The organism is Pseudomonas sp. WS 5051, from assembly GCF_012985715.1.
Taxonomy (GTDB): domain Bacteria; phylum Pseudomonadota; class Gammaproteobacteria; order Pseudomonadales; family Pseudomonadaceae; genus Aquipseudomonas; species Aquipseudomonas bubulae.
The window spans coordinates 12,729-37,371 of sequence record NZ_JAAQWV010000008.1 but is presented as its reverse complement, the minus strand read 5'-3'; the positions used below and the strand labels follow the sequence as shown (position 1 = coordinate 37,371).

Sequence of the window (24,643 nt, the reverse complement as noted above, 5' to 3'; positions counted from 1 at the left end):
TGGAGCGATTATTAAATTTTTTTAATCGTGAAGGGCATGCTCTGGCCCTCTACAGGGCCTGGCGGGCAGTCAGCACCGGCCGACCCTCGGTGTTGCGGCTCAGGTATACCGGCAACACTTTGGGCAGGGAGGTCACCAGATGATCGATTTCCCGGGTATTGAATACACCCCCAATGCGCAGTTTGCCGGTGGCGCTGTCGGCCAGGGCGAGGGGAGTGTCGAGGTAGCGGTTGATCAGGGGCAAGGCGTCAGCCAGTGACAGGTTGTCCAGCACCAGCTGGCCGTTGCGCCAGGCCAGCTCGGAGGTGACGGCCGCGACCGGGCCAATTTGCGCGGCATGGTCGCCTGCCTTGTAACGCGCCTGCATGCCCGGCTCCAACCGCAGGCCATCGCCACTCAGGCGCTTGTTGCTGGTGACCAGCACCGAACCTTCGAGCAGGGTGATCCGCACCTGGTCTTCGTACATCCACACATTGAACTGGGTGCCTGTGACACGCACCTGGCCTTCTGCCGCCTGCACCAGAAACGGGTGGGATGCGTCGTGACTGACCTTGAAAAAGGCCTCGCCCTTGCTCAGGGTCACCTGGCGCTGATCCTTGTAGTTACTGAAGGTCAGTTGGCTGCCCAGGTTGAGTTCGACCTGGCTGCCATCGGGCAGTGTCACCGTCCTGGCACTGGCATCGGCGCTGTAGCGCTCATGGGCATTGGGCACCCAGCCCAGTTGCCAGCCGCTGTAGGCCGCCACGGGAAGGGCGAGCAGGGTAATGGCGGCGGCCACGGCAAAGCGCTGCCAGGTGCTGCGACGCGGTGCGGGAGGCAATGCAACCACCCGGGCTGGAGCGGGGGCCGGGCGTGTCAGGTGCGCACTGATGTCCCAGACATCCAGCATCGCTTCATATTCCAGCGCGTGGAGGGGGTTGGCATTTAGCCACACAGCGAAAGCTTCACGTTCCTGGCAGGTGCAGTCGGGCTCGTGCAAACGCAGGCACCACTGAGCCGCAGCTTCGGTGATGGCCTCGTTTTCAGCGTCTGTGTGGCGTGTTTCACTCATTGATATTTCCCGGTTTTGCGCATTCTAACCCCGTGCCAGAGCTAACGAGAACATGAGCCATGTCAAAAGCATGTCATTTAGCCCTATGGCCGGGTTTTTCTCTGCTACGGTTGTTCCAGTCACATTGAGTACCAGACGCAACATCAATTAATGGAGTTAAGACAATGTTGAAGAAAACCTTTGCTGCTGTGATCACTACTGCTGCTTTGTTGGGTGCCGGTGCAGCGATGGCTCAGCCTGTTGATCCGAACTGGGCATTCTCCAAGGAGTTGGTCGAAGTTCTCAAGAACAAGAACGGCTACACCGTGATCAAGAAAATTGAAGCCCAGGACCCGGCTGCCGGTATCTGGAAGGCCGAAGGCATCAAGAAGGTCGATGGCCTGGAATACGAAATTATTTTCGATTCGACCGGTAAGGTAATTTCCGAGAAGAAAGACTGATTCCCGGTACCTGAAACGAATCGTGCACTGAGCGTTTCTACCCGGCCCTGATCGTTTGTTTTGACAGGGTCGGGTGTTTTTACGCCTCAGGTTTTCTGCCGGGCCAACCATTGTTCGCGAGTTATTCCCCACAGCTCGCATGGCAGCCTGCCGCTGACAAAGTCTTTCTCTTCCCTGCCTATCAAGCGCATTCCGCCTCGCTCGGAAATAAGTCGTGAAGCCGTATTGGGCGCCGCTTTGGGCACGTGCATGCACGCGCGGTGCAAGGTCTTGAACCAGTAGGCATCGACCACCTCGCAGGCTTCGCTCATCAACCCCTGACCCTGCCATTGCGGCGCCAGCCAGAACCCCCGGTTGTTGTCCACGGCATCCATCAGGCTGATGCTGCCAATCAGTTCATCTGGCTCTGCTAACAGGCGAATCGTCCAGTGCCACTCTTCGCTGCGGGCCATGGCTGGCAGCGCCACGTCACGCACATAGCTCAGTGCGCCATCGTCCGGGTAGGGCCATGGCACGACTGCATTCAGGTAGCGCACGACTTGCCAGTGGGCAAAGCGCCTCTGGATGGCGGGCGCGTCGCTTAGTTGCAGGGGTTGCAGTACCAGTCGCGAGGTCTGGAGGGTAGGTAGGGGCTGCATCGTGGGTGGCTCCTTGCCATTGGTTTGCGTCGAGAGTACCGCGCAATGCCATCCATAAAAAAGCCCCCGTTAAACGGGGGCTGTATGGGGATAGTTGCGCCTGGCGATAATATCAGCCGTTACTGCAACCATTGCCCATCACGCGATACTCAAGAATATGACGCTGACCCTGGTGGTCTTCGTAGGTCATTTGTGCGGGCACTACTTCACAGACGTCGGCAGCCGGTGACACGCTGATAACTTTGGCAATATCCAGGTCGGTGGCATAAGTGTAATGCTCGACCACCGGTTGTAGTTGCGTAACTTGAAGTTCGTCAGCAGCCGCCAGGGTAGAAAAGCCAATAAGTGCAAGAGCGATCAAACGTTTCATTTATAAGACCTTAAAACAATCACGAATCACTGACTTCAGTTGCCATGGTGGCGGTCGAAGTTGTTACGCCGTGGAGTAAGTGGCGTAACACGAAGTACCGTGCCCTGTTTCAGTGTTGCGTTGAGGGATGTACATAGAATACGCGCGCTGCGTATTGATTAAAGTCAAAAGATCGTCATGGAGTCTTTCCGGATCAGTAACAATCGACGCTTTTTCCGCAGCACCACGAAAAAGCCCCCTCAAAGAGGGGGCTGGGGTCGCATCCGTGCGTGCAACCATTGAACTTTAGTGGGTGCTGCAGCCGTCGCCCATCACCTGGTATTCAAGGGTGTGGCGCTGGCCTTGGGAGTCTTCATAGACCATGGTGGCCGGTACCACTTCACACACCTTGGGTATGTTGGACAGGCTGACCACCCGCGCAATATCCAGTTGGGTACCGTAGTGGTAGTGTTCTACAGTCGCAGGCTGAACAGTGGAAGTTTCACCTGCAACAGCCAATGTGGCAAAACCGGCGAGAAACAGTGCAATAAGATTTTTCATGTGATTGGCCTCTAAAGTAATCAAGATTTAAAGCTGACTGACTTCATTTGCCGATAAGGCGGGAAGAAGTTACGACACCCGGCAAGGTCGCCGGGTGCGTACGAAGTACCGGAGTTTCAAGTGCAACTGATAGTTGAGTCATGTGAGTGAGGTTACGCTGATTTGCAAAAGTAAAAATAGCTGATGGCAAAATGCTCTGTTACCACATGGGTAACAATGTGAGGGCCCTGCGTTATTTTTCAAGTGCCTGGGTCGTCTCCTGGCTGGCATACTGGCCTCTCTGGTTCAGGAGCCATTTATCGATATGAATGTCGTGTCCCCCCTTAATGCCTATCAACAAGCTGTCGAACACCAGGGCTTTGTCCACGACCCCGCCCAATGGGTTGCAGTCCAGGCCTTGCAGCGCTGCCATGAGGCCCTGCACTCGGGTGCGCAGCCGGTCAATGGCGTGTATTTGTGGGGGCCGGTGGGGCGGGGCAAAACCTGGTTGATGGATCAGTTCTATCAAAGCCTGCGGGTGCCCGCACGGCGTCAGCATTTTCATCACTTTATGCAATGGGTACATCAGCGCCTGTTTCAGCTGACCGGTACGGCGGACCCGCTCAAGACACTGGCTAAAGGCCTGGGCGCGGAAGTGAAGGTGCTGTGCTTTGACGAACTGTTCGTCAATGACATTGCCGATGCGATTATTCTTGGGCGTCTGTTTCAGGTGATGTTCGATGAAGGCGTGGTGCTGGTTTGTACCTCAAACCAGCCACCGAACGACCTTTATGGTCACGGTTTTAACCGTGATCGTTTTGCTCCCGGTATTACGGCGATTCTCAAGCATATGGAGGTGGTGGCGGTAAACGGTATTGAAGACCACCGCCTGCATCCCGGCATTGCACATCAGCGTTACTGGGTGACCGGGCCGGGCCGGCCGAGTGCCATAGAGCCGGTGTTCAGATCCTTGACCGAGGGCCAGGCGGTGTCTGACCAACCCATTGATGTGGGCCATCGCTCGCTGAACGTGGTGCAGGCCAGTGATGGGGTGCTGTGGTGCAATTTTCATGAGCTGTGCGAGCAGCCGCTGGCGGCCACTGAGTTCATGCAGATTTGTGATCGTTACAAGGTCATGTTGCTCAGCGAAGTGCCCTGCCTGAGTGCCGAGCAGCGCGAAGGCAAAATAGCCCGTGGTACGGAAGACGGGGCGGTGAAGGTCGAGGCGGGGGATCGTGAGCTGCCGCAACTGTCAAAATACGATGACAGTGTGCGGCGTTTTATTGCCCTGATCGACGAGTGCTATGACCGCAAGGTACCGGTGTGTATTGAAGCGCAGGTGCCGATGGATCATTTGTATACCCAGGGGTACCTGGAGTTTGCCTTTCGCCGCACCTTGAGCCGGCTGCAGGAAATGCAGTTGCAGCGGTTTGGCCTCCAATAACCCGTGATTGCGTGGGCCGTGTAGTCGCTGACTCGCGGAGCGAGGCTGCGAGGGGGGCTTGAAAGCAATGGGAGGGTGCCCCTTCTGAACGTGTCCAGCCGCTCGCAGCCTTCGTTCCTCGTCAGCGACTACAAGGGGCTTGAAGGATTCAAGGTCAATCCCACGCTGGCGCAACGCTCTGCGGGTTGGTCAGGCGATGGCCGCGGTCCAGGGCTGCAATCCGGGCCATGTCGTCATCGCTCAGTTTCAGTGAGCAGGCCTTGAGGTTGCTCTCAAGGTTGCTGCGCCTGGTCGAAGACGGAATCACCGAATAGCCCAATTGCATGGCCCAGGCCAGGGTCACTTGTGCCGCAGTGGCGTTATTGCGGTCGGCAATGGCCATGATCACTGGATCTTTAAGCACTTCGCCGTAAGCCAGGGTCATGTACGAGGTTATATGGATGCCCTGGCTTTGTGCGAATTCCACCACTTTGCGGTTTTGCAGGTAGGGGTGCAATTCGATCTGGTTGGTCGCGATATTTTCCGCGCCCACCGCGGCAATGGCTTCTTTCATCAGGGCGATGGTGAAGTTCGAGACGCCAATCTGCCGGGTCAGGCCCTTTTCTTTGGCTTCAAGCAATGCGCCCATAAACTCGGCTACCGGCACTGCATTGTCAGGGCTCGGCCAGTGAATCAGGGTCAGGTCCAGATGGTCGGTGCGCAGTTTTTTCAGGCTCTCTTCAAGGCTGGGGATCAGTTGCTCCCTGGCGAAATTACTGACCCAAATTTTGCTGGTGATAAACAGTTCGTCACGCGCCACGCCGCTTTCGGCAATGGCCTGGCCGACTTCAGCTTCATTTTCGTAAATCTGTGCGGTGTCGATGGCGCGGTAGCCCAGGTCCAGGGCATTGCTGACCGAGTCTATGACTACCTGGCCTTTAAGGCGAAATGTACCGAGGCCAAATGCTGGAACTGTCATGGATATCTCCTTGGTGGACGTAAGAATGAGGTTGAGTATCCTCGCCCTTCACCGGCGGAAAAACCGCTGGCCAAGCAAAGCACTCTTGACCACAGATCATGAATCTTAAGCTGACCCCCCCCCGACTGCCACCCCATTAGCGGTTTGCCGATTGGGATGCTGCTGAATGTTTCGCAGTTGTTTGAGGAGGTGGGGTTTAAATCTATATGAGAATTACTATAAATTACATCTACAAAAGTGCCATCATCACGCCGTTATCCCATTAGATCTGTTTCTGCGCTCATGGAGTGTTGCCGCTGCTGTTGCGGCCAGGAGTCCTGTTGGAAAACTACTATCGCGAACTGGTGGGCTTTTTGAGTGCCAGGCTGGGTAATGCCCAGGCGGCCGAAGACGTGGTGCATGACGCTTATGTGCGAGTGCTGGAGCGTTCAGGCGACGAGCCGATCGCGCAGCCACGTGCTTTTTTGTATCGCACTGCACTTAATCTGGTGATCGACGGCCATCGCCGCAGCAGCCTGCGCCAGGCCGAACCGCTGGAAGTGCTGGATAGCGAAGAGCGTTTTTACAGCCCCTCGCCTCAACTATTAATGGACCACGACCAGCGCCTGGCCATGATCCAGAAAGCCCTGGCTGAGCTGCCTGCGGCGTGTCGCGAGTGTTTTCTGCTGCGCAAGATCGAAGGACTGTCGCACCCTGAAATCGCCGAACGCCTCGGGGTATCGCGCAGTGTGGTCGAGAAGCATATCGTTAACGCCATGAAGCATTGCCGAATCCGTATCAGGCAGTGGGACAACGCCTGAGTGGCGCTAAAAAATCAGATTGCATGACATTTCAGAGATGAAACTGAACTGCGCCTGAAGAACTTTCTTATATGCACACCACAAACCCCACCAAGGTTTAATCTCGAAAACGTCGCGCATAAGCAGTTGGCGTCTTGGTTGGGCTGTTCTGGCCTGATTGCCCAAGTCCACTTATCGACACAGAAACGTATGTGATTACGCCCCTCCAGTGGCAGGTCGCAGCACGTTGCATGCGCGTGCCTTTTGGCTCGCTCACGAGTTTGACCCCATGAACGAAGGCCTCAGATCAATGCCGGCTGCGCAGGTACTCTGCATGGCGTGAGCGCAGGCGGCGCAGGAGCAGCACCATGAAACTCTCCCTGAAAGAATTTTTCGCCGGCTTTTTGCGGACTCGCCATATTGGCCGGCATTTCCGGCGTCTGGTCCTGCTCGACAGCCTGACCAACACCACGGTCAACCGCGAAGTACCACCCACGCTGGCACAGATGCTGGTGGTCGCGGCCAACAGTGACAGCGCGGTACTGATCGACAACCTGGGCACCCACACCGACGGTTTGAGCGACGCCGAGGTCGATGTGCTGCGCGATCGCCACGGCCTCAATGAGATCGAACACGAGCAGCCGCTAAGCCCCTGGGTACACGCGTGGCATTGCTACAAAAACCCGTTCAACTTGCTGCTGACCTTGCTGGCCGCAGTTTCCCTGGCCACTGATGACATTCAGGCGGCGGTGGTGATCGGCACCATGGTGGTGCTGTCGACCGTGCTGCGTTTTTGGCAAGAGGCCAAGTCCAACAAAGCCGCCGATGCGCTCAAAGACATGGTGAGCAACACCGCGACGGTGATGCGTCGCGATTTCAGTGCAGACGCTTCGCCCGTGTTCGGCAAGTTTTCCGGCGCCTCACGCCAGATCAGGGGGGCGCAGCGTATCGAGCTGCCGATCAAGCAGTTGGTGCCGGGCGATCTGATCGTATTGTCTGCTGGCGACATGATCCCGGCAGATTGCCGGGTGCTCAGCGCCAAGGATTTGTTCGTCAGCCAGGCCGCGATGACGGGCGAATCCATGCCCGTGGAAAAGTTTGCGCGTCAGCTCGACAGCCAGACCAGCAACCCGCTGGAACTGGACACTATTTTGTTCATGGGCACCAACGTGGTGTCCGGGGCCGCCACTGCGGTCGTGCTGACGACCGGTAATAACACCTATTTCGGTGCTCTGGCGCAGCGCGTCGGGACCACTGAGCGCGGTGCGACCTCATTCCAGGCCGGGGTCAACAAAGTCAGCTGGTTGCTGATCCGGTTCATGTTTGTGATGGCGCCGCTGGTGCTGTTTATCAACGGCTTCACCAAGGGCGACTGGACTGAAGCCTTGCTGTTCGCACTTTCCGTTGCTGTGGGGCTGACTCCGGAAATGCTGCCAATGATTGTGACCTCGACGTTGGCCAAGGGAGCCGTCTTCCTGTCGCGTAAAAAAGTCATCGTCAAACGCCTGGATGCCATCCAGAACTTTGGTGCGATGGATGTACTGTGCACCGATAAAACGGGGACCCTGACACAGGACAAGATTTTTCTGGCCCGGCATGTGGATGTCTGGGGGCAGGAGTCTGACGACGTACTGGAAATGGCCTACCTGAACAGCTATTACCAGACCGGGTTGAAAAATCTGCTGGACGTGGCAGTACTGGAGCACGTCGAGGTCCACCGCGAATTGAACGTGGGGACGGCCTTCAGCAAGGTCGATGAAATTCCGTTCGACTTTACCCGTCGGCGCATGTCGGTGGTAGTGGTCGAGCAGGACCGGCCGCACTTGCTGATCTGTAAGGGAGCTGTCGAGGAAGTACTCTCCGTATGTAAGACAGTTCGTCATGGGGAGAAGGAAGAAACTCTTGGCGATGAACTCTTGGTGCGCATTCGCCAAGTGACTGCGGCATTCAACGAAGAGGGCTTGCGCGTTGTGGCCGTGGCTGCGCGGTCCATGGCTGATGGGCGTGACGCTTACAGCCTGAGTGATGAGCAGGAGTTGACGTTGATTGGCTATGTGGCGTTCCTCGACCCGCCCAAGGAGAGCACCGCACCGGCGCTTAAAGCCCTGGCCGAGCACGGGGTAGCGGTAAAGGTTCTGACAGGTGACAACGAGCTGGTTACGGCCAAGATCTGTCGTGAGGTGGGCCTGGAGCAGCAAGGCTTGCTGATGGGCAATGATATTGAACGGATGACGGATGCCCAACTGGCCGTGGCTGTGGAGACCACCAACGTATTTGCCAAACTGACACCCACGCACAAGGAACGCATCGTGCGTTTACTCAAGGCTAATGGCCATGTTGTGGGTTTTATGGGTGATGGCATCAACGACGCTCCGGCACTGCGCACGGCGGATATCGGCATATCGGTGGACAGTGCCGTGGATATTGCCAAGGAAGCAGCTGACATCATCCTGCTGGAGAAAAGCCTGATGGTGCTGGAGGAGGGCGTGCTGGAAGGGCGTAGAACCTTCGCCAATATGCTCAAGTACATCAAAATGACAGCCAGTTCGAACTTCGGCAATGTGTTCTCGGTGCTGGTGGCCAGTGCATTCATTCCTTTTTTGCCGATGTTGCCAATGCATTTGCTGGTTCAGAACTTGCTGTATGACGTGTCACAAATTGCCATCCCGTTCGATAACGTCGATGAGGAAATGCTGAAAAAGCCACAGCGCTGGCAGCCTGCGGATGTAGGCCGTTTCATGCTGTTTTTTGGGCCGATCAGTTCGATTTTCGACATCCTGACGTTTGGCTTGATGTGGTACGTGTTCAAGGCCAACACACCTGAACACCAGACCCTTTTCCAGTCGGGCTGGTTCGTGGTCGGGTTGCTGACTCAAACCCTGATCGTGCACATGATTCGCACGCCTAAAATCCCGTTTCTGCAGAGCCGCGCAGCGATGCCGCTGATGGTGATGACAGGGGTGATCATGGCAGTGGGCATCTTCCTGCCGATGGGGCCACTGGCGGGCTACTTCAAATTGCAGGCGCTGCCGCCGCTGTACTTTGTGTTCTTGCCCGTGATTTTACTGGCTTACATGGCGCTGACCCAGGCCGTGAAAAGCTTTTATATTCGCAGGTTTGGCTGGCAATAAGGCCTGGCCGGGGCAGTTGGCCGAAAAACTGCAGTCTTTTGTCTTTGCGTGGGCCCTGGTCTTAAAGGGCCGGTGTGATGGATCAACAGACTGCAGTGATTTACCCACAACCATTTGGAAGATTAAGAAAATTCGCACATGACGTGTAGCTATTTCCCTTCTCGTAAATCGTATTCGATTAGTGATTATGCGCGGCGCGATTGCGAACGGGCTATGTGTGTTATGCGCGAATATTGTCGCAATGGTGGACGCTGATTGCAGGATTTATCCTATAATTTCAGTATCACTCATTCGGTTGTTTTTTTGAGAATAACCAATTGAACCTATTCAAAACGATACATTCACGCCTGACATACGCTGATGCCCGGCTTACTACTAGAGGGTTAAATGTATGAGAGTGTTGATTGCTGATGATCATCCACTTATTCGATCGGCGATGAAGTTGTTGCTGGAGAGTGATGGTCATGAAGTCGTGGCTGAAGCAGACAATGGCGCCGATGCTGTTCAATTGGCTCGCAAGCATAATGTTGACTTGATCATCCTTGATATCACCATGCCAGGCCTGGATGGTCTGGAGGTGATCAACAGAATCAGGGCTTCGGAGGTTAAAAGTCGCATTTTGGTGGTCACGTCCCAATCCCCCCTGTTTTATTCGCAGCGGAGCATGAAAGCAGGGGCGGCAGGTTTTATTACCAAAGGCCAGGATCTCACTGAGTTGATGAGAGCGGTAAAAGTAATCATGGACGGCTATACCTTTTTTCCATTTTTGGCGGCCAGCTCAGTGCGAAACAGTGATACAAGTATGAGCGACATAGAATTGATACAGAATTTGTCGGCGCGAGAATTGTACATACTGCAACAGCTTGCCCGGGGCCTGAGTAATAAGAAGATTGCTGAAGATATGATTCTTAGCAGCAAAACCATCAGTACTTACAAGGCGCGCCTGATCGAAAAGTTGAATATAAAATCGGTCGTCTACTTGGCTGAATTTGCCAAGCGCAATGATTTGATTTAATTGAACATCCTTCAATGTCTGGGGCTTGCAGGGCTGCTCCTGGTTCTTGGACAGCCCGTTGCAGCCGCTGACCCAAAAGTACAGACCTTGCAATTGATGGGGCGCTCCAATGTCGAGGCGTACAGCGTGGCACTTGAACCATCAGACAGGCAGTGGCTCAAGCAACACGGACCTTTGCGTCTGGGTATCTCCGCACCTGACTACGGTCCTTTTGAAATGACGGTAAACGGTCAGGACTTTGAAGGGTTGACGGCCGACTACGCGCAACTGCTGTCGCAGTTGCTACGCACTGACATTGTGGTCAAGCGTTACCCTTCAAGGCCGCAGGCGATAGAAGCGCTCAAGGGTGGTGAGCTGGATTTGTTGAGCAGTTCCAATGGTTTCGAAGCGCAATATCCTGAGCTGGTGTTAAGCCGTGCGTACGCAGACGATTCGCCTTCTCTGGTGACCCGCAGCAGTAACCAGGAGCGTCCGCCAGTTGATCTGGCGGGGCTGCGTGTGGCCATGCTCGATCACTACCTGCCGCCGCAGAAGGTCCAGGACTTCTACCCCAAAGCTAGCTTGCAGTTGTATCCGTCAACCCTGACGGCCATTGGCGCCGTGGCGTTTGGCCAAGCGGATGTATATCTTGGGGATTTTATTAGTGCCAGTTACCTGATTCACAAGAACTACCTGAACAATGTGCAATTGGCCGATTTCTCGCGACTGGAAGACAACCCCTTCGCCTTTGCGGTGAATCGTAAAAATCCGGGGTTACTGCGTATCGTCAATACAGCGCTGGCGGCGATCCCAGCCAGTGACCGCATGACAATTCTGCGCCGCTGGAGCTTCGACGGGCCAAAAACGTATGCCCCATGGCAGTTTACCCCTGCAGCCAGCGAGCAGCGCTGGATAGCTGAGCATCCGCGGTTAAAAGTGGCAATTTATGATGCGTTCCAGCCACTGTCCTTTTTTGATGAGCAAGGCAGGTTCAAAGGCTTGATTGCCGATCTTTTATCCAGCATCAGTACACGCACAGGGCTTAATTTCGAGGCAGTGCGTGTGTATACGCTGGCGCAGGGGATTGAACTGGTCAAGTCGGGCAAGGCAGATGTGTTGGGGGCTATCACGAGCAGTACCGCCCGAGAAAATCAACTGAGCTTTACCCGGCCCTACCTCACAACCCCTTTTGTGCTTATTTCCCGTATCGGCTCAGAGGGACCTCAAACCCTGGATGAAATGGCTGGCGGGCGTGTCGTGATGGTTCGCGGCAATGTACTGCGCGACTTTATTGCGCAGAACTATCCGCAGGTTCAGATTCAGGAAGCAGACAACCCGCCTGCGGCCCTGGCCATGGTGGCAGAGGGAAGCGGTGATGCCGCGATCAGCGTGTTGGTCAATGCGCGTTATCTGGTTTCGCGACGCTTTGACAATCAGCTGAAAATCACCAGCACCGTAGGTACTCAACCCGAGCAGATCGGTTTTGCCACTGCCGGCAATGATCAGCAGTTAAGCGCCATTCTGGACAAGGCCTTGCTCAATATCACTCCAGGAGACTTGAGTGAGCTGACCGGTCGTTGGTTCACTGACACACCAGAGGTTGAGAGCTACTGGCTGCGCAACCGTCCTGCGATTGTAAGAGGGTTTGCCATTGCCGCGGCGTTGCTATTGGTTGCCATTGTATGGATTACCTATTTGCAGAGAGTCATAGGCAGGCGCCAGCAGCTGGTGAATGAGTTGAATGCTGCCAAGCAAAGTGCCGATGCGGCAAACCGCGCAAAGACCACCTTTCTCGCAACCATGAGTCATGAGATCCGCACCCCCATGAATGCAATGAGTGGATGATTTTGTATAAAAAGGTGAGTGATTATGACATAAAATATTTTTTAGAGGCTTGAAAAAACACAATCCAAGTGCTAAGAATAAGTGTCATGGGGAATTTAATTATGGAAAAATCTGAACTATCACCCGCCTTTACTGCTTGGGTAGCAGAGCATTTAAATGATTTTCCGTTGACCGAAGAAAAATATGACCAAGCAATGTTCATGGCGGAGAAGCTCGAGTTTGAAGGGCAAGTCAACCATAGTGAATGGTTGGAAATGGTAAGGCGGGCAAACACTGCGCTTCTGCGATGCACCTAATTGGAGCATGGGTTTGTGATGATGGGAATCATTTCGTATCAATATTGATACTGTCGTGACGCTTTCGATGTTTTTTGAACATCCTCTGAAAATTTTGAAATTAGGTGCTAACGTAAGGTGAGAACGTAAACACGGAGCTAATCACATGGACAAGGAATTCGTCTACAACCCTGAAACTCCCTGCATTGTCCTGCGCAACGGCGAAGACGTGGGCGCTCTGGTCGCTGGCAGGCTCTACCGTTTTGACTGTGGTCTAAAAGGGTGTCCTGATACTTGCATTCTGGTCGATGATTTGCTTTTTGAGTTTGGCGAGAGAGTTGGTCATTTAGAGGGAAATAAGATTGTAATTGAAGCAAGCCAAGAGACCCTTGAATTAATAGAGTCTTGATTGGCGTCTTCTATTTTTCAGAAATTTTATGTGTTTGTTGTGAAAAGCCCCTGCCAAGTTGCGCCCCCCCCCCCCTACGGGGCTATTATCCTTGATATAGTAAAAGTCTAACTTTAGTGCCAAATTGATATTTCGCCACTTAAATTAGTCCTTGGCTTTTCTTTCTATAATATTTTCCGAAATTTGTCTGTGAGTTGGGGAAAAGCCTCCGCCAAGATACTCCCCTACGGGGCTATTATCCCTGATATAGTAAAAGTGCAACTTTTGTCTCACGCAATCTCAATCAAACCGTCTTTGACCCTTCTATAATAGGTTGCTCGACTAACTCCAAGTCTCTCCCAAGGCTTTAATTCGGTAATTATTCTTCGATCAGTATCGACATTGTTCTTCTTTCTATAATAGTAGGTTCGCTTTGGTATTCCCTCTTCCTCCCAAGGCTTGCCATCCACATAAATGAGATTTGCCGAGCTTTTCTGCCTTGATTGCTTCGCTCTCTCGCTTTTTAACTCATTAAGCCTCTCTATGGAGAAATTACGGCTTACAAAACGATAGACGCTATCAGCAATGGTATCGACCTCCCTGCGCCCTAACTGGCACTCAAAGTTGTTAAACTGTTCCGCTTGCTCATGGATCACCGATAGCAGTTCTGCGGGGTGATGATGCTGCCAATTGTTATATGCCCAAACTCGCAGATTGTCGAACAGAGTGCAGTTTCTACCAGATGCAAAACCATCCTCTATGTTTTTCTTCTTTTTGGCTTCACGTTGTTTCTTGACGAGTTCTTTATCTACAAATTCGTTAAGGTAGTCCAGGTCATAAGGTTGATCAGCAAACGATAGAACCTTAAAGGCAGATGAGTTAAACGGATTCTTGGTCAACAAGCCGTTATAATTCATATCTGCGCCAACTCTGACAGCAAGGCCGTGCTCCACGTCAGAACAGTATTTGAGAGGCTTTAAACGCCCGCTTACGTCTATTTTGACGGATGTATTTAAAATGTAAGTCATATGTGAACGACCATTATCCAAGTTTCTAACAATTAGATGTGGCGGTGGTAAGCCTTTATCTGTCCAGTCCAGCACACTGGTATCACTGTCTAAATCCAGAATAATGAAATACTTATGTGTTAGTGAGTTTGGTTGTAGATAGGTAGATTTAAGGGCTGATTTTAAAGAGCCTACCTGTTTGCCGAAGGTATAATTATTCGTATGGTATGGCTTGGGTGGAAGTTTTGACTTGTAAAGCTCAAGGGCTGTTTGTGTATCACGCATATTCTCCTCTAAAATTTTTATTATTTTTAGGAGAAGATTATGTTTTATCCTTGCAACTTAATTCTTAAATGTTAAACTGAATTAGCAAACTGATAATGTAGAAATTAAATGGCTTGGCGGCGCATAATCTCTACTCCTTTATATAACCTAACATTTACCCCTTAAAGCGCAAGTTTTAAGGGGTTTGTTTTTAATCGACTTGATCATTTATTCACGGTTTTCTAAAAAAGCGAAAAATCATAGTCTCCGACGGTTTGCCCATCCCCATTTAGCAATGGGGGTTTGTTAACTGATTCAGCTATCTCCATTGTGCGTCTAAAAAGTCTTCGACGGACGCACAAATTAAATTGGCTTTATGATCCTTTTCCTTACCTCCTTCGCCGCTGGCATGCCAAGAAGCTCATTGTCATATAGTTCTAATTCTGCCAGTTGAGTATCTACCTGCGCCTCTGCCTTCTTGGTAAAACGACTATCCTCGGACTTGTCATTCTCACGAACCCTCTCATATGCTTTTCTCGCTCTCTCCAAATATTTATCTTGAATATCCTTGCGTCGTGCGGCGAAAGTTTCTTCGAGCCAATTGGTTATTCCGTCAATCAGCTCTGACATATTGCTACGGAATAATTTTAACTCTGCTTTTAGCCTTGCGGTGTCGGCCTCTACCTTTACATGTTCGACTCGAAGAGTTGATATTACGCCTTGGTAGTTTTCTGACTTTCTTCTGTATGCTTCCGCAAGCTCTCTCTCTTCTGCTGTGGATTGCTCTGCGAGTCTTTGACGCTCTATGGCATCCTCTGCTTTGGTCAATTGTGAGGAAACATATCGTTTTGCTTTTTGAGTGTATTCTTTGGCTTTTTCCGCCTCTTGCTTTGCTAATTCGGCATTTTTAATTGCAATATCTCTTTTTTCTTTGGCGAGGTGGTAAAGGCTGAACTCTCGTTCTGATTTCGGTTTTTTAGCCTCTGCGTTGATATATCGAAGGGTTTTCATATGTCCCTCTGTCTTTTCGTGCTTCTTGGCTCGATAAGGCGTTTCTTTCAATAATGTGTTATTGGTGTAGGCGTAAAACATATCTTGCAGATACCCAAACAGTAACTGTGACTCCAGAAAGTCGGGTTTTTCGCCAATAGGATTTGTTCCTGGACGATACTTTTTCAAATAAGCATTAACCCTCTTTATCTGTGTGTCTCGCAAATCATAGCGCCCAGTCTTACTGTTTTTAGTGGATATAAAAATATGCGGATGGTCGCTATGCTCCGTCAGGTCGGCATCTTCATCACCATGCAATACAACAAAATGAATAGGGTATTCTGGGAAAATGTTATTGTAAAAACTCCTTATTAGGTCGATGCGTTTTTCTGGCAGTATACCTTCAACCTCATTCTTGGATGGGAATTTGAAAAAGGCTTCCTGTATCACCGCCTGATTTTTTTTGATCAGCGGTTTGGCCCCACGTTCTATCTCGTTATGGCATTCGAGAAACTGCCTTGCTGTGTCGAGTTTCTGGCCTTTGCGCTTAATGTCGAACTGGTTAAGGTCGGATAGAAGTTGTTCAGTATCAGCAATGCCTGACACGTTCAGGATGTTCTGAAAGGCGAGAATGCTTCCATCATCAGTTTCTTTTTTACTGGCATTTTCCACGGTATTTTTTAACTTGGCACGCAACGCAATAAGTTCTGACCTGTTATCTTCTGCGATGCTCGGGGATTCCGCCTCGGTCGTTATTTTGACAAGAAGTGCTTCTCTCTGTTCTTTTGGATAATCGTTGAGTTTTATCGTGCCCGTTTCTGGAAGCCAAATTAGGTTAAGGTGGGATTGTTCATCGAACCATTCCAGCTTCTTGGGCTGGCTTGCGGGAATGCGCAGAGAGTGGCGCAGGCTCTTGAACAATTGACGGCGACCGCCATGTCCATTTGTTGATTTTTTCTTGATCTCGTTTGTATAGTTCAAAGTCTTGAAAATCATCGAAGTTATTTTTTTATCATTCATTTTGTCCTCATGTTGAATATTTTATTGGTGCCGCTTTGCTTTTGCTTCTGCCATTCCGGCGAGGAACCCGTGCTTATTACCGGAAGCGAAGCGTCTTAACGAAGTTAAGTCTGGTAATAAGCCCAACGGGTTAAAAGAAGCCATACTTCAATATTAGCATTTGGATCAATGCTTTTGCTCTTAGCCGGATTTGTCCGGCTTGGCCCTGACTTGTTAGGGCCTGCTTTGGGCTGGATTTGTCCAGCCTGCTTGAATGCTCTTGGGCAAAGCCCTAAAAGGTGCCCAAGCTTGCTTGGGTGCGTTTTTAGGGCTGGATAGCGGTGTCAGAGGTTAACAGTTTTATCAGCAAAATAACCATCTGGGGTCACTTGAATGCGATCAATGTGAATATCACCAAGGTAAAGATCAATGATATAGTGTTTCTTCTTTATTGGCGTGACATTGAGCCTTACGCCCTGACCTTGCAAGAAGTTGTTAACCCTCATTCGACCGTGCTCCGTTAGGAGTAGTTTGTAAATTTCCATCACGTTAATGGTGGATTTACTTGCAAGGTGCAGGGTGCTAATTCTGTGGCTGATTTCCTGTTCTTTGGCTTTGAGCTGGTCGAGTTCTTGGCTCACTTCTTCGATTCTGGTTAGGACGTATTTTTGCGCACTTTCTGACGCTTTTTCCAAGATTGAAAAATTGTTAGCCAATGCTTTTTCTTTTTGGATCAACAATCCTGAAATTTCACCATGGGCTTTTTCCAGTGCTTGAATATCTTCTGTTTTCGCAATAATTCTGTGGAAGGGGATTTTTGCCTGATAAGCCAGAAAAATTTCTTCCAGTCGTGCATAGCGGTATCTAACGCCTTTTCCGGGTTTGGCTGAGGTGCAGCGTCCAGTTAGCGATGCAGAACAGACGAGATCAACATAACCACTTTTCTGAGCGTGGTAGCGAAAACCAGATCCACAAGCGCAATAAACCAATCCTCGGAGAATGTTTTTAAACTCTGCCGCTTTACGGCCAGCCAGTTTCGGATCTTGTCTTTCTTGGAGCTTTACACTGATTCTATGAAATTCGGCTTCTGTGATGACAGCAGGGTAATAGCCTTTAATTTCTTTCTTCAACTGCACCGGCTTGCCTGATTCGTCCCATTCCATAGCGATAAATGAACCATAGATTGCTGGTTGGCGTAAAAATTTACCAACGATGCTTTCTGTGTATTTTTTCGGATGGATCTCGTCGTTCAGCGTTTTTGCAATTGCTTGAAATCCCATGTCAAAGCAAAGTTCAACGGCTCGGCTGATGGCCTGAGCGTGTTCATTTAGGACAAATTTCCCATCTGTGAAGCTGATCCAGAAAGGGCAGCGTTTGGTTATGATCCCGCCATTTTCGCCTTTCAATAAATTTCTTGCTTTCGCGTCCGATACTCGTTCTGATTTTGAACGGCTCTCATCATTAGCCCGTTCCAGAATGTTCTGGATTAGGCTGATGTCAGCGCTGCTGTCTGTTTTACGGCGAGAGTAGAGACGATTATCAAAAAGCGTATAAATGGCGCAGTCCGCTTGGATTATGGAGATTATGAGTTCAAGGGCATCGTATCCGCCCATACGGCTGATCCGGTCGAAGGATTCCACCAGCAATAGGGCATTGGGGAGAATCTCCTTTGCTTTGATTCGCTCAACAAATAGGGCCAATTGCCCGGATTTCAGGTTTTTGCCCTTGAAGGCAGAGACGCCGAGGTCTTCATAGCGCTCGACCTGTCGAGCCTGTGGGTAGTGCTCGAAAAAGCGGTTCAGTTGATCAATCTGCCTCATCTCACTGAATCCAAGCTTTTGGGCCTTGGATGAAAAGCGGATGTAGCTGTATACGTTGATCCTGTCGTTGCCCTGAAAGACCTCTGCAAAGGCTCTGGGCAGTGGGTGTGCGCTGGTCATGGATGCTCTCAACCCTTGTCGATGTGGGATGGTAGCATTTTCTACTAAATCAACCTGTCATTGCGGTCATTGGCATGCTCGAATTGGCCATGAAAAAGGCCGACCAAGGCGTTATTGATCGTTTCGCAATCGAAGTGGCCTCAGTCTCGGCCCACGAGTTGCTCGATTTGATTGGCGATATTCTGGATATCGCGCGCATTGAGTCCGGTCATCTTTCATTGCACCCCAAACGCTCAAATATCAAGTCGCTGGTAGAAGCCGTGGCACGAATGTTTGATGGGCTGGCGCGGCAGAAGCAATTGAGCCTGGTCTGTGAATCGAGCCCGGCAGCGGATGTGGATGTGCTGATTGATCCGATACGCTTCAAGCAAATCGTTTCCAATTTGCTGAGTAATGCCATCAAGTTCACGGACACGGGGGAGGTCCGGCTGATATTGACATTGGGGCTGGCTGCAGATGCGCAGCATACAGCGATCTGTTTGCGCGTGAAGGACACCGGTGTGGGTATTTCTGAGGAAGACCAGAGCCTGCTGTTCAACCCTTTTGTTCAGTCCAGTAACAACACGCAATCTGCGCGTCAGGGCTCAGGCCTGGGCCTGGTGATTTGCCGTGAGCTCTGCGAAATGATGGGAGGTCAGTTGCACCTCAGCAGTGTTGAGGGGCTGGGCACCCAAGTTGAGATCATGATGGTAGTGCCTCTGCTTGAACATGAAGAGCAAGCTGCAGACGCCCTCGAGCAAGCCCCGGCCATTACCCGGTCGCTGAACATTCTGGTCGTGGATGATTATCCGGCTAACCGGATGCTGCTGGCCCAGCAACTCAGCTATCTGGGGCACCGTGTGTCAGACGCCGAGAATGGCGAGCTGGGCCTCAAGGCGTGGCGGCAGGGGGCTTTCGACCTGGTAATTACTGATTGCTCGATGCCGGTCATCAATGGCTATCAGTTGGCCCAGGCAATACGAGCCGAAGAGGCGCAGCTGGGAAAGGCCCCTTGCCAGATTTTTGGTTTTACTGCGAACGCACAGCCCGGCGAAGTTGAGCGTTGTATCGATGCGGGAATGGATCAATGCCTGTTCAAGCCCATCAGCCTGAAAGACTTGAGCGCCTGCCTGGCAACTGGCCAGGCGCAGAACCTGATATATACCGATGCCGATGAATCTGATCGAGGCGATAGGATTGATCTGACGTATCTTAAACAGTTGAGTCAGGGTGATGAGCAGATGATTCATACACTTCTTGCAGAGCTTTCTACAAGAAATCGTCTCGATCTCACTGCCCTGATCGAACTCTTTTTGAAAGATGATTACGCAGGCCTGGCTGCCCTGGCCCATGGCATCAAAGGAGGGGGCAGACTTATTCAGGCCAGGAAGCTGATTGAGTGTTGCGAACAACTGGAAGCGGTGTGCCAGTCCGGAAAATCAGAAGAACTCACCGTCGCGGTCGATGCACTTCACAGCAGTATGGAGCAGCTGGCTGACGAACTTGAACATTATGCTCAAGCTAATCAATCACATGGATGACGAGGCTGCAATGCCAACAAAATCTTTACGAATACTGATTGCCGATGCAGACCCGAACGAGGCTCTGAAAATAGAAAGGGCTCTTAATATTCTGGGCTATTACCGGATCGCGCCTTTGTACCATGGCGAGGCGCTGGTAAGCCTGAAGGCAGCACCCACCAATGAATATGATGTGTTGTTGATCAGTCAGAAAATGGCAGGTGAGGTCATTGCGGATGAGGTCGAATATCGCAAGGACAACTCGCAGTTTCGGCATGTACTGATTTACACGGATGCCGACAGTTTTGTGAATCAGCTTGCCAGTGTGATGCCGATGCTGGATGTTTCTGCCAACCCCTGAAACAGGCACTTGTCTGCATTGCCGGGGCCGCGATAAGGTCTGGCGTTGTTACAACAAACCAATGCCCGGACTCGTCAAGGAAAACCCGTAATGTCGGATGTCGTCGTAGTGCAAGCAGACTATACCAACCCGGTTCATGCCCAGGCGTTAAGGGACGTGTTGAATCACTACGCCCGGGACCCGATGGGCGGAGGTGAAGCGTTGTCGCAAACGGTATTGGCGCACTTGCCGGCAGAGCTTGCCAGGCGCCCTCATGCCTTCAGCGTACTGGCGTTCGTCAACGGTGAGGCGGCGGGTCTGGTTAACTGCTTTGAAGGCTTTTCCACCTTTGCCGGCAAACCCCTGGTCAATGTGCATGATGTGTCAGTGGTCGATACGTTTCGCGGTCTGGGCCTGAGCCAGAAGATGTTGCTCAAGGTGGAAGACATCGCCCGCGAACGCGGCTGCTGCAAGATCACCCTCGAAGTACTCGAGGGCAACCCGGTGGCACAAGGCTCCTATCGCAAGTTCGGCTTCAGCGATGGCCAGCTCGACCCGGCGCACGGGCGCATGCTGTTCTGGAACAAATATTTGTAACTGTAGAAAAACCTTGTAGCAGTTGACGAGCTACAAGGTTTGCCTCCTCTGCCTACAGTGTCCACTCCAGGCCAACACTCACCGTCCGCGGATCACCCCAGAACACGCCGTTATAGAAACCTACGTTTTCGTAGTACTTTTCATCGAACAGGTTTTTGACGTTCAGGGATGCCGAGACATGTTCGTCAAACTTGTAACGGGCCATCAGGTCGACCAGGGTGTAGGACTTCTGAGTGATGTCTTCCTTGAAGGTAATCGGGTTGCCTTTGTCATTTTTCTCGCCGGTCGGGCGATTGGCGGCACGATAGATATCGCTTTGCCAGTTGACGGCCGCCCCCACGGTCATTGCATTCCAGTCCCCAGGCAGGCGGTAGGTGCTCGAAATCTTCAGCATGTTCAAGGGCGCTGCAGTATTCATGCGCTGGCCTGCGGCGTTGCGCGAATGGGTGTAGGTGTAGCCTGCAAGCATATTCCAGTCGCGCATCACTTCACCGGCCAGCTCGACTTCGAAACCGTTGATCTTGTTGCCCTTGCCGCCGGATTTGTAATATTCCTCGCCCTTGGGGCCGCGTGGTACTGAGTCATCGATTTCCGGCACATTGTCCTGCTTGCTCCAGAACACCGCCGTCGACAGGTTGAGGCGCTCCTGCAAGAAGCTACCCTTCAGCCCCAGCTCATAGTTGCTGCCCACCACCGGCTCAAGGTAGGAGTTGCTGGCGTCCTTGCTGGTGGTTGGCTTGAAGATGTCGGTATAACTCGCGTAGGCCGTCAACTCGTCGGTGAAGTCATACAGCACGCCGGCGTAAGGCGTAATCACATCGTTTTGGGTCTGGCTGACTTTCGGGGCAGGGAAGTTGGTGCTGGAGCTTTGCCAGCTGCCATACCGGGTGCCCAGTACGGCATGCCATTGATCGGTCAGGTTAAAACGCGTGGCCAGGTAGCCGGATTTCTGCTTGATGACGTCGTGAGTCCCTTCAATACCGGTATTGAAATCCTGATATTTGGGAATCGCGCTCATGTCTTGCCAATTGGGGATGTTGTAGTAGTCGTCCGGGTTGAGGTCAACCATCAGGGGCGAGGTGTTGTCGTTCTTGGCCTGGCCATAACCCACCATCAACTCGTGATCACGCCCGAACAAGGGGTAGGTGCCCGAGATATTGACGTCAACGGCGCTCATCTTCTCTTCGCCGATAAAGTGGCTGGCATAGGCCGACATGCCCGTACCATCGGGGTTAGGGAAGCCGCCGCCGGCGTAATAAACCTTACCTTCGGCGTCGCTGGTGCGATGGGTGTAGGCTGCTTTGAGGCGCCAGTCATTGACCAATTGCTGGTCGAGGGTGGCGAAGGCGGTTTTGTCCTTCATCGGCCATGAACTCCAGGAAGTCGCCAGGTTGGTCGAGCGCCCGAAATTGGCTTTGTCGCCCGAGCCGGTCCAGTAAGGTGTGGTGCCCCAGGAAGAACCCTTTACCTGCTTGTCCTGGTAGTCGTAACCCACGGCCAGAACGGTGCTGTCGCTCAGGTCGGCTTCCAGAATGCCGTAAGCCACTTCGCGCTTGAGGGCGTAGATATCGCGAAACGATTTGCTATCGCGATAGGCCAGCACCGTGCGCCCGCGCAGGCGGCCGTCGAAGGCCAGCGGGCCGCCCACATCGACATAGCTGTAATAGTTGTCGTAGCTGCCGCCCGAAGCACCGGCCTTGGCCTGCAACTGGTGGGTGGGGCGTTTGCGGATCATGTTGATGGTGCCCGACGGGTCGCCCGCGCCGGTGGTCAGGCCGGTGGCGCCGCGCACTACTTCAATACGGTCGTAGATAATGGTGTCGGCATCGGTCTTCATAAAACTGAAGGTGTTGAGCATGCCGTCAATCTGGAAGTTATTGATGGTGTAGCCGCGGGACGAGTAGCTGACCCGGTCCGAGTCGTTGTGCTGTACCACAATGCCTGTGGTATGGCGCATGGCTTCGGTCAGGGTGTTGAGGTCGAAGTCGTCCATTTCCTGACGGGTGACGACCGAGATCGACTGCGGAGTTTCGCGAATGCTCAAGTTGAGTTTGGTCGCGGTACTGGTCGAGCCCGTGGTGTAGGAACCGGTATTTTCTGTGGTGGCACCCAGGCCCTGGGCTGTGACGCTGGTGGTGCCCAGCTCCAGTGAGCGGGTCGTTTTCTTGACCTCTTCCTGCTCGGTATCCGCCAGTAATTGCGGGCATGCGGCGCTGCTGATGAGGCCGAGGGTGAGGGTCATGGAACGGGTGATTGGCGCGAACATCGCTGCCGACTCCTTGTCGTTGTTATGAAGTTGTTCAGTGCTTCAAACGAATGACAAGGCGCGGAGTTAGGCGAAAAGAGAATTATTTGTAAAGAAGTGTCGGAAACCTGCGGGGCGCGCCGTGCGCCCCGCACGTTGATTATTGCTGGACCACGTTGGCAGGGGCGGGCTGTTTGGGCTTGATCAGGCTGAAGTCGATCAAGGCCTTTTGTGGGCGCGAGTAGGGGTCGCCAATCAGCTGCGGGCGGGCGACAAACGTGTCGCTGACCAGGCTTTTTTTGTCGTCCAGTTCGTCGGCACTGAGGCCCGCCAGGTCTGCCCAGGTGTGGATAAACTGCGAGCTGCTGTAAGGTCGCCCGAGGTCGGCAGCAAAATTCCAGGCATGGTTTTCACGCCACTTGGGCGAGGCCCAGGCCATAAACGGAATGGTGTACATCGGGGCTGTCGGCTTGGCCTCGTTGCGGCCCAGCGTCGCGTGGCCGACCGAGTCGAACACGTCTTCACCGTGGTCCGACAGGTACAGCAGGAAACCATTGGGGTCGGTCTTGGCAAAGTCCTTGATCAGGCTCGATACAACAAAATCGTTGTACAGAACGGCATTGTCGTAGCTGTTGTAGGTGGGTACTTGTGCATCGCTCAAACCGGCGGGTACGCCACTACGGTCGACAAATTTGTCAAAGGTCGGTGGATAACGGTACTGGTAGCTCATATGCGTACCGAGCAGGTGAATCACGATCAGCTTGCGCGGGGCGCTGTCGGCCAGGATCTTGTTGAAGGGCTCAATCACGTCGCCATCATACTGGCGGGCGTTCTGGTTGCGGTTGTTGTTGAGGTAAACCTGCTGGTCAGCCTGCTCGGAGAAGGTCGTGAGCATGGTGTTGCGCTTGGTCATGGTTTGCTGGTTGGTGACCCAGAAGGTTTTGTAACCGGCTTGCTTCATCACGCTGACCAGTGACGGGGTGCTCAGGTACAGGTCGGGGTTTTCTTCGTCGGCAAAGGTCAGCACTTGTTGCAGCGCTTCAATGGTGTAGGGCCGCGGTGTCACCACGTTGTCGAAAATGGCCAGTTGATCGCGCAACTTGTCGAGGTTTGGCGTGGTTTCGCGCTGATAACCATACAGGCTCATGCGCTGGCGGTTGGTGGACTCGCCAATGACCAGTACCAGGGTAGTCGGCTTGCCGGCCTCGTTGTCCTTGAGGTTGGTCAGTGGCGGGATCTTGCTGACGCTGGCGAGCATGCCCTGCATGTTGTCCAGTTGCTCCAGGTAGCGGCGATAAGCTACTAACATCTGCCACGGTACTGCAGGTTCAACACGGCTTTCGAAGCTTTCCATGGCCGTGGCCAGGTTGTCGTGCTTGATCGTCTGTTTGACCAGCGGGTAGCCGATAACCGCCACCAATATGGCCACCGCTGCAGCCCAGGCCTGCATGCGCGGCAAATACACCGGGCGCAGGCGGGTCCACAGAAACACCGCAAAGGCGGTATGTGCCAGGAATGCCAGCACCATCCACCAGGCAAAGTACTGGGTCATGTATTCGCCAGCTTCAGAGATGTTCGACTCGAACATGATGAAGATGACGCTTTGCGAGAATTCCTGTTGATAGATAAAGAAGTAGCCCAGGCTGGCCATCGAACAGGCCCACAGCACGACACCAATGACCGCCGCCATTGCCCGGGTGTGCCTGGGAAACATCAGCATCGGGGCCAGCCAGATGGCACTCATCACAAAGGCTTGGCGAAAGCCTGAGAACCCGGAAGTGCCAGTCAGCTGGATAAGCAGTTGGGTAATGCCGGAAAAATACCAAAAGAACAGGAACAGCCAGCCAAGGCCTGCCCAATCGAATCCCTTCGCAGATGTATTACTGCGTTTAAACATCCCCATACAGCGCTCCAGCTGATAACTACTTGA

General features: G+C 52.5%; 21 protein-coding genes. 11 read left to right on the top strand and 10 right to left on the bottom strand.

Annotated features, from left to right (window positions below):
• Positions 1–49: 49 nt before the first annotated feature.
• Entirely contained in the window at positions 50–1,051 is a 1,002-nt protein-coding gene (locus tag HBN79_RS14675; RefSeq protein ID WP_095001662.1) for a FecR family protein, read from the bottom strand.
• Positions 1,052–1,215: 164 nt separating this feature from the next.
• Between HBN79_RS14675 and HBN79_RS14670 the strand changes: the two genes are divergently transcribed.
• Positions 1,216–1,491 carry a PepSY domain-containing protein gene (locus HBN79_RS14670; RefSeq protein WP_095001661.1) on the top strand — a complete coding sequence of 92 codons (276 nt, stop codon included), beginning with the start codon at positions 1,216–1,218 and terminating at the stop codon, positions 1,489–1,491.
• Between the two features lie 86 nt (positions 1,492–1,577).
• Here the strand turns inward: HBN79_RS14670 and HBN79_RS14665 are convergent, their stop codons facing one another.
• The 3 genes from HBN79_RS14665 to HBN79_RS14655 form a co-directional block, all read right to left on the bottom strand.
• Positions 1,578–2,129: a GNAT family N-acetyltransferase gene (locus tag HBN79_RS14665; RefSeq protein WP_095001660.1), complete on the bottom strand. Its 552-nt coding sequence runs from the start codon at positions 2,127–2,129 to the stop codon at positions 1,578–1,580.
• 112 nt (positions 2,130–2,241) lie between these two features.
• Complete coding sequence (locus tag HBN79_RS14660; RefSeq protein WP_095019298.1) at positions 2,242–2,499, bottom strand: DUF2790 domain-containing protein; 258 nt, start codon at positions 2,497–2,499, stop codon at positions 2,242–2,244.
• A gap of 285 nt (positions 2,500–2,784) precedes the next feature.
• The gene (locus HBN79_RS14655; protein WP_095001658.1) at positions 2,785–3,039 is read right to left on the bottom strand and encodes a DUF2790 domain-containing protein; all 255 of its coding nucleotides are present in this window, start codon (positions 3,037–3,039) and stop codon (positions 2,785–2,787) included.
• 304 nt (positions 3,040–3,343) lie between these two features.
• On the opposite strand from HBN79_RS14655, the gene zapE reads away from it, so the two are divergent.
• The gene (gene zapE, locus HBN79_RS14650) at positions 3,344–4,462 is read left to right on the top strand and encodes a cell division protein ZapE (protein WP_095020886.1); all 1,119 of its coding nucleotides are present in this window, start codon (positions 3,344–3,346) and stop codon (positions 4,460–4,462) included.
• Positions 4,463–4,616: 154 nt separating this feature from the next.
• On the opposite strand, the gene dkgB is transcribed toward zapE, so the two are convergent.
• The gene (gene dkgB / locus HBN79_RS14645; protein WP_095020885.1) at positions 4,617–5,420 is read right to left on the bottom strand and encodes a 2,5-didehydrogluconate reductase DkgB; all 804 of its coding nucleotides are present in this window, start codon (positions 5,418–5,420) and stop codon (positions 4,617–4,619) included.
• Between the two features lie 320 nt (positions 5,421–5,740).
• Between dkgB and HBN79_RS14640 the strand changes: the two genes are divergently transcribed.
• From HBN79_RS14640 to HBN79_RS14615, 6 genes are all read left to right on the top strand, one after another.
• The gene (locus HBN79_RS14640) at positions 5,741–6,220 is read left to right on the top strand and encodes a sigma-70 family RNA polymerase sigma factor (protein ID WP_095019296.1); all 480 of its coding nucleotides are present in this window, start codon (positions 5,741–5,743) and stop codon (positions 6,218–6,220) included.
• 347 nt (positions 6,221–6,567) lie between these two features.
• Positions 6,568–9,330 carry a magnesium-translocating P-type ATPase gene (gene mgtA / locus HBN79_RS14635; protein ID WP_095022879.1) on the top strand — a complete coding sequence of 921 codons (2,763 nt, stop codon included), beginning with the start codon at positions 6,568–6,570 and terminating at the stop codon, positions 9,328–9,330.
• 391 nt (positions 9,331–9,721) lie between these two features.
• A complete protein-coding gene (locus HBN79_RS14630) occupies positions 9,722–10,345 on the top strand; it encodes a response regulator transcription factor (protein WP_095001652.1) in 624 nt (207 codons plus the stop codon).
• A gap of 126 nt (positions 10,346–10,471) precedes the next feature.
• Positions 10,472–12,169 (top strand): transporter substrate-binding domain-containing protein, encoded by a 1,698-nt coding sequence (locus tag HBN79_RS14625; RefSeq protein ID WP_346010142.1) that lies wholly within the window; start codon positions 10,472–10,474, stop codon positions 12,167–12,169.
• 101 nt (positions 12,170–12,270) lie between these two features.
• Positions 12,271–12,465 (top strand): hypothetical protein, encoded by a 195-nt coding sequence (locus tag HBN79_RS14620; protein ID WP_153379739.1) that lies wholly within the window; start codon positions 12,271–12,273, stop codon positions 12,463–12,465.
• A gap of 145 nt (positions 12,466–12,610) precedes the next feature.
• A complete protein-coding gene (locus tag HBN79_RS14615) occupies positions 12,611–12,853 on the top strand; it encodes a hypothetical protein (protein ID WP_078473475.1) in 243 nt (80 codons plus the stop codon).
• A 269-nt stretch (positions 12,854–13,122) separates the two neighbouring features.
• Here the strand turns inward: HBN79_RS14615 and HBN79_RS14610 are convergent, their stop codons facing one another.
• The 3 genes from HBN79_RS14610 to HBN79_RS14600 form a co-directional block, all read right to left on the bottom strand.
• Complete coding sequence (locus HBN79_RS14610) at positions 13,123–14,124, bottom strand: replication initiation protein (RefSeq protein WP_169916842.1); 1,002 nt, start codon at positions 14,122–14,124, stop codon at positions 13,123–13,125.
• A 342-nt stretch (positions 14,125–14,466) separates the two neighbouring features.
• Positions 14,467–16,113 (bottom strand): hypothetical protein, encoded by a 1,647-nt coding sequence (locus tag HBN79_RS14605; protein WP_169916841.1) that lies wholly within the window; start codon positions 16,111–16,113, stop codon positions 14,467–14,469.
• 323 nt (positions 16,114–16,436) lie between these two features.
• Positions 16,437–18,032 (bottom strand): recombinase family protein, encoded by a 1,596-nt coding sequence (locus HBN79_RS14600; RefSeq protein ID WP_057384460.1) that lies wholly within the window; start codon positions 18,030–18,032, stop codon positions 16,437–16,439.
• 89 nt (positions 18,033–18,121) lie between these two features.
• On the opposite strand from HBN79_RS14600, the gene HBN79_RS14595 reads away from it, so the two are divergent.
• The 3 genes from HBN79_RS14595 (at position 18,122) to HBN79_RS14585 (ending at position 20,468) form a co-directional block, all read left to right on the top strand.
• A complete protein-coding gene (locus tag HBN79_RS14595) occupies positions 18,122–19,552 on the top strand; it encodes an ATP-binding protein (RefSeq protein ID WP_262372521.1) in 1,431 nt (476 codons plus the stop codon).
• Positions 19,524–19,892, top strand: coding sequence for a hypothetical protein (locus HBN79_RS14590; RefSeq protein WP_232527641.1), 369 nt, complete (start codon positions 19,524–19,526; stop codon positions 19,890–19,892). Before HBN79_RS14595 ends, HBN79_RS14590 begins: the two co-directional genes overlap by 29 nt.
• A 90-nt stretch (positions 19,893–19,982) precedes the next feature.
• Positions 19,983–20,468 carry a GNAT family N-acetyltransferase gene (locus tag HBN79_RS14585; protein ID WP_095019294.1) on the top strand — a complete coding sequence of 162 codons (486 nt, stop codon included), beginning with the start codon at positions 19,983–19,985 and terminating at the stop codon, positions 20,466–20,468.
• 52 nt (positions 20,469–20,520) lie between these two features.
• Here the strand turns inward: HBN79_RS14585 and HBN79_RS14580 are convergent, their stop codons facing one another.
• Both HBN79_RS14580 and HBN79_RS14575 read right to left on the bottom strand, forming a co-directional pair.
• Positions 20,521–22,734, bottom strand: a complete 2,214-nt coding sequence (locus tag HBN79_RS14580; RefSeq protein ID WP_095019293.1) for a TonB-dependent siderophore receptor — start codon at positions 22,732–22,734, stop codon at positions 20,521–20,523.
• Positions 22,735–22,873: 139 nt separating this feature from the next.
• Entirely contained in the window at positions 22,874–24,616 is a 1,743-nt protein-coding gene (locus HBN79_RS14575) for a phosphoethanolamine transferase CptA (RefSeq protein ID WP_095001648.1), read from the bottom strand.
• Positions 24,617–24,643: the final 27 nt, after the last annotated feature.